Annotated in this window: 12 protein-coding genes; 8 read left to right on the forward strand and 4 right to left on the reverse strand. The window is 66.3% G+C overall.

Translation table 11 applies throughout. The features are described 5' to 3' along the window. Window positions 1-55 precede the first annotated feature (55 nt). From AB3X96_RS15740 to ribBA, 4 genes are all read right to left on the reverse strand, one after another. Window positions 56-1252, reverse strand: a complete 1197-nt coding sequence (locus AB3X96_RS15740; protein WP_368590428.1) for a pyridoxal phosphate-dependent aminotransferase — start codon at window positions 1250-1252, stop codon at window positions 56-58. A 160-nt stretch (window positions 1253-1412) separates the two neighbouring features. Beyond that, on the reverse strand, window positions 1413-1847 hold the full coding sequence (gene nusB / locus AB3X96_RS15745; protein ID WP_176105300.1) for a transcription antitermination factor NusB: 435 nt from the start codon (window positions 1845-1847) through the stop codon (window positions 1413-1415). Next, entirely contained in the window at window positions 1844-2356 is a 513-nt protein-coding gene (ribH, locus tag AB3X96_RS15750; RefSeq protein ID WP_013090228.1) for a 6,7-dimethyl-8-ribityllumazine synthase, read from the reverse strand. The genes nusB and ribH overlap by 4 nt, the downstream gene beginning before the upstream one ends. Window positions 2357-2404: 48 nt before the next feature. Next, entirely contained in the window at window positions 2405-3538 is a 1134-nt protein-coding gene (gene ribBA / locus AB3X96_RS15755) for a bifunctional 3,4-dihydroxy-2-butanone-4-phosphate synthase/GTP cyclohydrolase II (protein ID WP_368590429.1), read from the reverse strand. A gap of 267 nt (window positions 3539-3805) precedes the next feature. Here ribBA and AB3X96_RS15760 point away from each other — a divergent pair, with 267 nt between their 5' ends. The 8 genes from AB3X96_RS15760 (at window position 3806) to catA (ending at window position 11405) form a co-directional block, all read left to right on the forward strand. Further along, complete coding sequence (locus tag AB3X96_RS15760; protein WP_368590430.1) at window positions 3806-4927, forward strand: enolase C-terminal domain-like protein; 1122 nt, start codon at window positions 3806-3808, stop codon at window positions 4925-4927. Window positions 4928-4955: 28 nt separating this feature from the next. Then, entirely contained in the window at window positions 4956-5960 is a 1005-nt protein-coding gene (locus AB3X96_RS15765; RefSeq protein WP_368590431.1) for a hypothetical protein, read from the forward strand. Continuing rightward, window positions 5957-6622: a gluconate 2-dehydrogenase subunit 3 family protein gene (locus AB3X96_RS15770; RefSeq protein WP_368590432.1), complete on the forward strand. Its 666-nt coding sequence runs from the start codon at window positions 5957-5959 to the stop codon at window positions 6620-6622. The genes AB3X96_RS15765 and AB3X96_RS15770 overlap by 4 nt, the downstream gene beginning before the upstream one ends. Continuing rightward, window positions 6612-8255, forward strand: coding sequence for a GMC family oxidoreductase (locus AB3X96_RS15775; protein ID WP_368590433.1), 1644 nt, complete (start codon window positions 6612-6614; stop codon window positions 8253-8255). Before AB3X96_RS15770 ends, AB3X96_RS15775 begins: the two co-directional genes overlap by 11 nt. 31 nt (window positions 8256-8286) lie before the next feature. Then, window positions 8287-8733 (forward strand): VOC family protein, encoded by a 447-nt coding sequence (locus tag AB3X96_RS15780; RefSeq protein WP_368590434.1) that lies wholly within the window; start codon window positions 8287-8289, stop codon window positions 8731-8733. Window positions 8734-8935: 202 nt separating this feature from the next. After that, complete coding sequence (locus AB3X96_RS15785; protein ID WP_368590435.1) at window positions 8936-10072, forward strand: muconate/chloromuconate family cycloisomerase; 1137 nt, start codon at window positions 8936-8938, stop codon at window positions 10070-10072. 27 nt (window positions 10073-10099) lie between these two features. Beyond that, complete coding sequence (gene catC, locus AB3X96_RS15790) at window positions 10100-10390, forward strand: muconolactone Delta-isomerase (protein ID WP_013090220.1); 291 nt, start codon at window positions 10100-10102, stop codon at window positions 10388-10390. A 79-nt stretch (window positions 10391-10469) separates the two neighbouring features. Next, window positions 10470-11405: a catechol 1,2-dioxygenase gene (gene catA / locus AB3X96_RS15795; RefSeq protein WP_176105309.1), complete on the forward strand. Its 936-nt coding sequence runs from the start codon at window positions 10470-10472 to the stop codon at window positions 11403-11405. The last annotated feature ends 28 nt before the right edge of the window (window positions 11406-11433 follow it).

The raw sequence follows: 11433 nt of genomic DNA on the forward strand, positions 1-11433 counted from the left end.
GGGTGTCCTTTTTTGCGTCTGGCAGGCCGATAGCCGCCGGCTCAGTGCCTCAACATCAATGCCGCCCGAACAGCTTCGCCAGCCGCTCGACAGCCTCTTCGAGCTTCGGATACGCGGTCGCATACGACAGCCGGATGTAGTCCCTCGGCGCGTGCGTGCCGAAGTCCATGCCCGGCACCAGCACGACGCCGGCATCGTGCAGCATCGCCTTCGTGAGCGCCGCGCTGTCGCCGGCCGCGGGATGCGCGACACCGCGGCAGTCGGCGTACACGTAAAACGCGCCGTCGGGCATTACGGGCACCGAGAAGCCGAGCGATTCGAGCGCCGGCGCGATGAAGTCGCGGCGTCGCTTGAATTCGAGGCGCCGCGCTTCGTAGATCGCGATCGTCTCCGGCTCGAAGCAGGCGAGCGCCGCGTGCTGCGCGAGCGCCGACGCGCAGATGAACAGGTTTTGCGCGAGCTTTTCGAACGCGCTGACCATCGCGGGCGGCACGACGAGCCAGCCGAGTCGCCAGCCGGTCATGTTGAAGTACTTCGAGAAGCTGTTGACGGTGACCACGTCGTCGCCGAACGACAGCGCCGACACGGGCTTCGCGTCGTAGCTGAGGCCCTGGTAGATCTCGTCGACGATCGTGAAGCCGCCGCGCGCGCGCACGGCCTTGACGATCCGCTCGAGTTCGGCCGGCTCGATCGACGTGCCGGTCGGATTCGACGGCGACGCGAGCAGCACGCCGCGGGTGCGCTCGCCCCACAGGCGTTCGACGTCGGCGGCGGTCAGCTGGAAGCGCTCAGCCGGCCCGCTCGGCACCATTACAGGCCTGCCTTCGGCAGCGATCACGAAATGGCGGTTGCACGGATAGCACGGGTCGGGCATCAGCACTTCGTCGTCGCGATCGACGAGCGCCGCGCACGCGAGCAGCAGCGCTGCCGACGCGCCCGCCGTGACCACGATCCGCGCCGGATCGACCTCGATGCCGTAGAACTCGGCGTAATGCGCGGAAATCGCATCGCGCAGCTCGTGCACGCCGAGCGCGTTCGTGTATTGCGTGACGCCGCGGCGCAGCGCGCTCGCGGCCGCCTCGATGACCGGTTCGGGCGCGGTGAAATCCGGCTCGCCGATGCCCATGTGAATGATGTCGCGCCCGGCTCGTTCGAGCAGCGCGGCCTCTTTGGCCAGTTCCATCACGTAGAAAGGCTGGATGGCATCGACGCGCGCGGCAAGCCGCACGAGAGGTTCGGTCACGGAGTTCATACGGTCGGATCCAATTCAGAAGCAGGGAACGGCGCCCACTCATCGAATGATGCGCTCATCGATGCGCACGGCGGCGTCCTTGCGGGCGCTCGAGGTGCTTCGCCCTGTGCAATGCGGCGTGGCGGGGCCGATGCACGGCATGGCCCCGCCCGCACAGCGCTCAGCTCTTACGAGCCGCCTGCGTTTCGGCGGCGCGCAGTTGCGCCGAGAGCTTGTCGAGCACGCCGTTCACGTACTTGTAGCCATCCGAGCCGCCGAACGTCTTGGTCAGCTCGACCGCTTCGTTGATGACCACGCGATACGGAATGTCGACGTGATTCTTCAGTTCGAACGCGGCGACCAGCAGCACCGCGCGTTCGACCGGCGACAGCTGATCGATCGGACGATCGAGGCATGGCGCGATCGCGGCGGACAATTCCTCGGAATCGCGCATCACGCCATGCAGGATTGCGTCCAGATGCTCGTGGTCGGCCTTGTCGTAACCTTGCGCGCCGCGCAGTTGCGCGTCGATCTCACCGCCGGGCGAGCCCGACAGCAGCCACTGGTAAAGCCCCTGCGTGGCCAGTTCGCGGGAGCGTCGGCGTGCGCTCTTCATGCCTCTTCCTCATCGTCTTCGTCTTCATCTTCGTCGTCATCGCCGCCGAGCTGTTCGAGCGCAACCGCGAGGTTCGCCATCTCGACAGCCACGCGCGCGGCGTCGCGACCCTTCTCGGTCATGCGCGCGACGGCCTGCTCGTCGTTTTCGGTGGTCAGCACCGCGTTCGCGACCGGAATGCCGAAGTCGAGGCCGATGCGCGTGATGCCCGCGCCGCTTTCGTTCGACACGAGTTCGAAGTGGTACGTCTCACCGCGGATCACCGCGCCGAGCGCGATCAGCGCGTCGAATTGCGCGCTTTCAGCGAGCTTTTGCAGCGCAAGCGGGATTTCCAGCGCGCCCGGCACCGTGACGAGCAGCACGTCTTCGCCGGTCACGCCGAGGCGTTCGAGTTCTTCGATGCAGGAGTCGGCGAGGCCGTTGCAGACGGGTTCGTTAAAGCGCGCCTGGACGATGCCGATGCGCAGTCCGTCGCCGTCGAGATTCGGTTGATATTGTCCGATTTCCATGTGAATTCCGTAGTGTTTGAGTGGGCGCGAGGCGCGTGAGTGGCCGGATCAGACTTGCGGGGCTTGCGTTTTGCTGCCGGGCATCGGAATGAAGCCCGTGACTTCGAGACCATAACCCGACATGCTGCCGAGCTTACGAGGGTTCGACAGCACCTGCATCTTGCCGACGCCGAGTTCGCGCAGAATCTGTGCGCCGACGCCGTAGGTCTTGAAGTCGACCGGGCGGCGCTTCAGCGCGTCCGCTTTTTCCTTCGAGTCGAACGCCTTGAAGACGTCGATCAGATGGTCTTTCGAGTCGCCGCAGTTCAGCAGCACGACCACGCCGATATCGCGTTCCGCGATTTCTTTCATCGCCGCATCCAGCGTCCACGAGTGCGTGGATTCGCCGACTTCGAGCAGATCCAGCACCGACAGCGGCTCGTGCACGCGCACCGGCGTGTCGCGATCGGGAGATGGCGTGCCGCGCACCAGCGCGATATGCGGCTGGCCGCTCGGCTGGTCGAGATACATGACCGCGCGAAACGCGCCGTGGGCGGTTTGCATCGTGCGTTCGCTAATCCGCTCGACGATCGATTCGGTGCGGCTGCGATAGTGGATCAGATCGGCGATCGTGCCGGTCTTCAGGCCATGCTCCTTGCCGAACTCGAGCAGGTCCGGCAGACGCGCCATCGTGCCGTCGTCCTTGATCACTTCGCAGATCACCGCGGCGGGCGTGAGGCCCGCGAGTCTCGTGAAGTCGCAGCCGGCCTCGGTATGGCCGGCGCGCACCAGCACGCCGCCCGGCTGGGCCATGATCGGGAAGATATGGCCGGGCTGCACGATGTGTTCGGCCTTTGCGTCCGGCGCGACCGCGGCTGCGATCGTGCGGGCGCGGTCGGCTGCCGAGATGCCGGTCGTCACGCCTTCGGCCGCTTCGATGCTGACGGTGAACGCGGTGCCGTACTGCGTGCCGTTGCGGTAGGTCATCAGCGGCAGGTTCAGCTGTTTGCAGCGGTCCTGGGTCAGCGTCAGGCAGATCAGGCCGCGGCCGTAGCGAGCCATGAAATTGATCGCTTCCGGAGTGACAAACTCGGCGGCGATCACGAGGTCGCCCTCGTTTTCGCGGTCTTCTTCGTCGACGAGGATCACCATCCGGCCGGCTTTCAGTTCGGCGATGATCTCTTGGGTGGAGGCGAGCGTCATGTTGGCGAGTTTTTCGGGAAAGCGCGTATTTTACGCCACGCGCGGGCCCAAGTCGCCTCCGCCAGACGACATAGGCGGTTTGGCCGATTGACGAAGAGCGGGGCGTGGTTGCCATCGTGGCCCGCTTTACGGACTGCAATAGTGCGGAACGGTACTTGCGCCGCAGCAGGCAGCTTCGTCTCACTACCACCCGGAGACTGCAATGTCGAGGACCGTCGGCTATTGCATCACTGTAAGGCGTCATGCGCACGCGCACGGAGCGCGGCCATGAGGCGCGGCGTCACGAGCGGGGGCTCGTCGCAGGCGCCCATCACCGCGCTGCGCGCGAGCGCGTACCGGATTCCGACCGACGCGCCGGAAGCCGACGGCACGTTCGCGTGGGACGCGACCACGCTGGTCGTCGTCGAGGTCGACGCGGGCGGCGACACCGGCATCGGCTACACGTACAGCGACGCCTGCATCGTCGCGCTGATCCAGGGCGCGCTCGCCGCCTGCGTGCTGAATCACGACGGCCTGGACGTCGCCGCGCATTGGCAACGGCTACAACGCCAGGTGCGCAATCTCGGCCGCGCGGGACTGGCCGCCACCGCCATTTCCGCGATCGACTGCGCACTGTGGGACCTGAAGGCGAAGCTGCTCGGCGTGCCGCTCGTCGGGGTACTCGGCGCGCTGCGCCCGACCGTGCCGGTCTACGGCAGCGGCGGCTTCACCACGTACACGAACCAGCGCTTGCAGCAGCAGTTCGCTGGCTGGGTCGCGCAGGACGGCTGCCGGTGGGTAAAGATGAAAATCGGCAGCGAGCCCGACAAGGACCCCCCGCGCGTCGCGGCGGCGCGCGAGGCGATCGGCGGCGCGGGCCTGTTCGTCGACGCGAACGGCGCATTCACGCCGCAGCGGGCACTGTACTACGCGCAACGCTTCGCCGAGCACCAGGTGAGCTGGTTCGAGGAGCCCGTGTCGTCGGACGACGAAGCGGGCCTGCGCAACGTGCGTGAGCACGCGCCGGCCGGCATGGAGATCGCCGCCGGCGAATACGGCTATACGCTCGACGATTTCCGCCACCTGCTCGCGATCGGTGCCGTCGACGTGCTGCAGGCCGACGCGAGCCGGTGCGGGGGCATCACCGGCTTTCTGCAGGCCGCCGCGCTGTGCGACGCGTATCACGTGCCGCTGTCCGCCCACTGCGCGCCGGCGCTGCATCTACACGCCGCGTGCGCGGCGCCGCGCTTGCGCCATCAGGAGTGGTTCCACGACCACGCCCGGATCGAAGCGATGCTGTTCGACGGCGCGCCGCGTTTGCGCGATGGCCAGATGGAGCCGGACCTGTCGCGGCCCGGTTGCGGGCTCGAGTTCAAGCATGGCGACGCCGCGCGCTACCTCATCAAATAAAGCAGGCCAGAACAAGGAAGCGATATCGATGAGCTCCTCAAGCGTACCCGGATTGCTGTACACGGCGGCGGCGATTGCTGCCGTCGCGACGTTGGCCGCGCGCGGCGCGCGAGGACCCGAGCCGCATCCCGAACCTCGCGGGAGCGGCCTGCGACACCGCGAGCGTCGAGCCTCCGTGACGTTCCCGGCGCGTGTGCACACGAGAAAACCCACTGACGAGGTCCAGGCACACGTCGAAGCGGCCCGCACCTTCAACCATAGCTCCGCGCTGCTCGCGCTGTCGGTGCTCGCCGACAGCGCGATGGAGCACTATCGCGGCTCGTTCGACAATCCCGCGATGTTCGCGCCGCTCGTCAGTGCGAGTCTGTCGCTCGTTGCGGGGCTGCATGGCGGCGCGGATCGTCGCAGCCAAACGCATCGCGCACGCCATGCGATCTATCTGAGCGCGGCGGCGACCGGCATCGCCGGCACGGGGTTCCATGTCTACAACGTGATGAAGCGCCCGGGCGGCTGGAGCTGGAACAACCTGTTTCACGCGGCACCGCTCGGCGCGCCGATCGCGTTGCTGCTGTCGGGCGCGCTCGGTGCCGTCGCCGAACGGCTGCGCGACCAGCCCGCCGCCGACCCGCGACTGCTCGGCATGCCGGCCGGTCAGGCGCTCGGTCTGCTGGTCGCGGCCGGTCTCGTCGGCACCGTGGGGGAGGCCGCACTGCTGCATTTTCGCGGCGCGTTCCAGCATCGCGCTATGTACGCGCCGGTCAGCATTCCGCCCGTCACCGCGGCGCTGCTCGCGCATGCCGCGCTGGCCGCTCCGCGCGAGCGCTGGTACACGCGGCTGTGGTTGCGCATCACGACCGCGCTCGGCTTTATCGGCGCGGGTTTTCACGCGCGCGGGATCGCGCGTCGCCAGGGCGGCTGGCGCAACTGGAGCCAGAACCTGTTCGACGGGCCGCCGCTGCCCGCGCCGCCGAGCTTTTCCGCGCTGGCGCTCGCCGGGCTCGCCGCGCTGCGTCTGCGGGAGACTGAAAAATGACCCACCAACCACGCTCGACCCGAGCCACCCGCTATCCCGGCTACGACGTGCTCGACAAACGCGCGACGCCGTCGTGGGACGCTCACACCCGCGCGGTGATCGCCGAACGCCTCGCGACACCGCTCGAGCCGCGCTTTTTCAGCGCCGTCGAATGGCTCGCGGTCACGTCGCTGTGCGCGCGCATCGTGCCGCAAGCGAACGCGCATCCGGTGGTGCCGCTCGCCGCGCTGCTCGACGCGCACCTCGCCGGCAACGGCAACGACGGCTACCGCGACGCCCGTTTGCCGCCGATGCGCGACGCCTGGCGCATCGGCCTCGCCGCGCTCGATGCCGAATCCCGCGAGCGCGGCGGCCTGCCGTTCGCGAGCCTCGCGCAGGACGCGCAGATCGCGCTGCTCGGCGACATGCAGCGCGGCGAACTGACGAACCCCGCGTGGCGCGGCATGCCGTCGAAGCTGTTTTTCAGCGAGCGGGTGCTGCACGACATCTGCGGGCTCTACTACTCGCACCCGCATGCGTGGAGCGAGATCGGTTTCGGCGGCCCGGCGAATCCGCGCGGCTACGTGCGCATGTACCTGAACCGGCGCGATCCGTGGGAGGCGGTCGAAGCGACGCCCGACACGCACGAGCAGGCCACGAGGGAGAACCGCCGTGTCCGATGACGCGCAGCAGCGGCCGCGCGGCAAGGACGGCCGCGCCCCCGACGTGTTCCAGCGCGGCGGCTGGGTGCCGATGCGCACGTACTCCGACGGCGAAGAGGTCGATTTCGCGATCGTCGGCACCGGCGCCGGCGGTGGCACGCTCGCGTGCCGGCTCGCGGAGAAAGGCTTCAGGGTAGTCGCGTTCGATGCCGGCGCGTGGTGGCGTCCGCTCGAAGAGTTCGCGTCGGACGAGGCGCATCAGGAAAAGCTGTTCTGGACCGACGAGCGCATCTGCGACGGCGACAATCCGCTGAAGCTCGGCCACAACAACAGCGGCAAGGCGGTCGGCGGCAGCACGGTCCATTTCGCGATGGTGTCGCTGCGTTTTCGGCCCGAGTGGTTCAAGTCGCGCAGCGTACTCGGCTATGGCGCCGACTGGCCGCTCGACTGGCGCGAGATGTGGCGCTACTACAGCGAGGTCGAGGACGCGCTGAAAATCTCCGGACCGGTCAACTATCCGTGGGGCCCGAAGCGGCCGCGCTATCCGTATCGCGCGCATGAGCTGAACGCGGCGGCGCTGGTGCTCGCGCGCGGCGCCGAGGCGCTCGGCATCGGCTGGTGCCCGACGCCGCTCGCAACCATCTCCGCGCCGCGCGGCCGCGCGCATCCGTGCGTGTACCGCGGCTTTTGCGTGTCCGGCTGCGCGACCAACGCGAAGCAAAGCGCGCTCGTCACGTGGATTCCGCGTGCGCTGCGTGCCGGCGCCGAAGTGCGCGATCTGGCGATGGTCGGCCGCGTCGTCACCAACGACGCGGGGCTCGCCACCGGCGTTGAATATCTGCGCGAAGGGCATTGGCGATTCCAGCGCGCGAAGCACGTGGTGGTGGCCGGCTACGCGATCGAAACGCCGCGCCTGTTGCTGATGTCGGCCAACAGCCGCTTTCCGGATGGACTCGCGAACAGCTCGGGACTCGTCGGCAAAAACCTGATGGCGCAGTCGAACCAGGCCGTCTACGGCACCTTCGACGAAGACATCCGCTGGTACAAGGGCCCGCCGTCGCTCGCGCTCACCGAGCACTGGAACTACGAAGACAAGGGCAAGGACTTTTTCGGCGGCTACTGCTACATGAGCCAGGGGCCGCTGCCGAACGGCTGGGTCGCGGTGCAGAACGGCCGTGGCTTGTGGGGTGACGCGCTCGGCGCGGAGATGCTCAAGTACAACCACCAGGCGGGGCTGAAGATCGTCGGCGAGATGCTGCCGCAGCAGCGCAACCGCGTGACGCTTGCAGACGAAAAGGACCAGTACGGGCTGCCGATCGCGCGCGTCACCTATTCATGGTGCGACAACGACAAGCGGCTCATCGCGCATTCGCTAGACTTCATGGAGCAGGCGCTCGCAGCCGCGGGGGGCAACGAGATCTGGCGCGAGACCGACGACACCTGCCATCTGAACGGCACCGCCCGCATGGGCGACGATCCGGCGACGAGCGTCGTCGATGCGGACTGCCGCAGCTGGGACATCCGCAACCTGTGGGTGTGCGACGGCTCGGTGTTTCCGACCGTCGGCGGCGTGAATCCGTCGTTGACGATCCAGGCGATCGCGTGCCGCACGGCCGACCGTATCGCCGCGCTGGCCGCGCGCGGTGAGCTATAGGTTTCGCATCGTTCGCCGGATGGAGGCTTGTATGAAGCGCAGCTGGACGATCATCGGGGTCGATGACGTGGCTCGCAGCTTCGGCTGGTATCGGCAGCTGTTCGGTCAGCCGCCGGTGTCGCCCGCTCACGACGACTTTGGACAGATCCGCGACACGGACGGCACCGTGTTGCTGTGTCTGCATCAGTGGGGCGCGCACGCACACCCAACGTTGACGAGCCGCGACAATGGTCTGCCCGGCAACGGTCTGCTGCTGTTTTTCCGGGTCGATGATTTCGATTCGTGCGTCGCGCGGGCCCGGGCGCTCGCCGATCGTTTCGAACAAGAGCCACGCATCAATTCGCACACGGGCAGGCTGGAATTCGCGCTGAGCGATCCGGACGGGTACTACGTGATGGTCCGCGCTGTCCGAGGCGTGAGGCTTTATCGCCAGTCACACCTACCGCGCACAACATGCTCTGCGAGCATCGAAGCTTGACGTAAATCATGTTCGCCGCGAGAAAACGGCCTCTTTTTCAATGCGCAGCATGCATGGTGCGATGCAAAATCCGTAGAAAGGCCGGGGTTGCAGGCCTCACCATACCTTGAAGGTATGAAAGAGGACGGGAAAAGTATTGGACGGGCCAAATGGGCGAGGGGTATAAAAACATCCAATGAACTCACTTCTCGCCGCAGCCGCCATGTCCCAAGCGACCATCGAACGTATCGAAACCCGCCTCGTCGATCTGCCGACGATCCGCCCTCACAAGCTGTCGGTCGCCACGATGTACGGGCAGACGCTGATGCTGGTCAAGGTGTACTGCAGCGACGGCATCGTCGGGATCGGCGAAGGCACCACGATCGCCGGCATGGCCTATGGCCCGGAAAGCCCCGAGGCGATGAAGCTGGCGATCGACGCCTACTTCGCCCCGGCGATGGTCGGCAAGGACGCAACGCAGATCCAGGCGCTGATGGCGCACCTCGGCAAGCTGGTCAAGGTCAATCATTTCTCGAAGAGCGCGCTCGAAACCGCGCTGCTCGACGCGCAAGGCAAGCGCCTCGGCGTGCCGGTGAGCGAGCTGCTCGGCGGACGTCGCCGTGAGCGCCTGCCGGTTGCGTGGACGCTCGCGTCGGGCGATACCGCGAAGGACATCGCCGAAGCCGAGCACATGCTCGACGTGCGCCGCCACAAAGTCTTCAAACTGAAGATCGGCGCGAAGGAACTTAAGACCGACATCAAACACGTCGCCGACATCAAGAAAGCGGTCGGCGAGCGCGCCGCGGTGCGTGTCGACGTGAACATGGCGTGGAGCGAGACCCAGGCCGCCTGGGCGATTCCGGCGCTGGCCGAAGCGGGCTGCGATCTGGTCGAGCAGCCGGTTGCATCCGCCGCGGCGCTCGCGCGCCTGATGCGGCGCTTCCCGGTCGCGCTGATGGCCGACGAAGTCCTGCAAGGTCCGGATAGCGCGTTCGAGATCGCGAAGAACGGCGGCGCCGATGTGTTCGCGATCAAGATCGAACAGAGCGGCGGCCTGTTCGCCGCGCAGCGCGTGGCCACGATCGCCGATGCCGCCGGCATCGAACTGTATGGCGGCACGATGCTCGAAGGCGCGTTCAGCACGGTCGCGTCGGCGCATCTGTTCGCGAGCTTCGCGAACCTGCAATGGGGCACCGAACTGTTCGGGCCGTTGCTGATCACCGAAGAAATTCTGACCACGCCGCTTGATTACAGCGACTTCGAACTGACCGTGCCGAATGGCCCGGGTCTCGGCATCGAACTCGACGAGGCGAAGGTCAAGCGATTCACTCGAGACGGGCTGATGAAGGTCACCCGCTAAACCGATTCAGATCAAGAGGAGTCAACGATGCTTTTCCATGTGCGAATGGACGTGAACCTGCCGGTCGACATGCCGGCCGAAGTGGCGAACGAAATCAAGACCCGCGAGAAGGCTTACTCGCAGGAACTCCAGCGTAGCGGCAAGTGGCGTCATATCTGGCGCCTCGTTGGCGAGTACGCGAATTACAGCATCTTCGATGTAGAGAGCAATGCCGAACTTCACGACATTCTGTCCGGTTTGCCTCTGTTCCCGTACATGAAGATTTCGGTGACGCCTCTGTGTCGTCACCCGTCGTCGATTCGGGACGACGACATCTGAGCCCAGGGGCCAGGCGCTGTTTGAAGGCGAGCGCATCCAAAGCCATCTTTTCCCCCTATACCAACTGGAGACAGTCATCGTGAGCGTCAAAGTATTTGAAACCAAAGAAGTGCAGGATCTGCTGAAGGCCGCTTCCAACGTCGATGCCGGTAACGGCAATGCACGTTTCCAACAGATCGTTTTCCGTCTGCTGGGTGACCTGTTCAAGGCAATCGATGACCTCGACATCACGCCCGACGAAGTCTGGGCCGGCGTCAACTATCTGAACAAGCTCGGCCAGGACGGCGAAGCGGCGCTGCTCGCAGCCGGCCTCGGTCTCGAGAAGTACCTCGACATCCGCATGGACGCCGAGGACAAGAAGATCGGTCTCGAAGGCGGCACGCCGCGCACGATCGAAGGCCCGCTGTATGTGGCCGGCGCGCCGGTGCGGGACGGCGTGTCGAAGATCGACATCAACGCCGACGAAGACGCGGGCCCGCTCGTGATCCGCGGCACGGTCAAGGATCTGGACGGCAAGCCGGTCGCCGGCGCGCTCGTCGAGTGCTGGCACGCGAACTCGAAGGGCTTCTATTCGCACTTCGATCCGACCGGCGCACAGACCGAGTTCAACCTGCGCGGCGCGGTGAAGACCGGTGCCGACGGCAAGTACGAGTTCCGCACGCTGATGCCGGTGGGCTATGGCTGCCCGCCGCACGGCGCGACGCAGCAACTGCTGAACGTGCTGGGCCGTCACGGCAACCGTCCGGCGCACGTGCACTTTTTCGTGAGCAGCGACGGTCATCGCAAGCTGACCACGCAGTTCAACATCGAAGGCGATCCGCTGATTTGGGACGACTTCGCGTATGCAACGCGCGAAGAGCTGATTCCACCGGTCGTCGAGAAAACCGGTGGCGCGGCGCTGGGCCTAAAGGCCGATGCGTACAAGGACATCGAGTTCAACTTCACGATCACGCCGCTGGTTCAAGGTAAGGACAACCAGCTCGTCTATCGTCTGCGCGCTTCGGCCGAAGCGTGATCGCACGAGGCGGCGCCGTGGCGACACG

Source organism: Paraburkholderia sp. BR13439, from assembly GCF_040948805.1.
In the GTDB taxonomy this organism is placed as follows: Bacteria; Pseudomonadota; Gammaproteobacteria; order Burkholderiales; family Burkholderiaceae; genus Paraburkholderia; species Paraburkholderia youngii.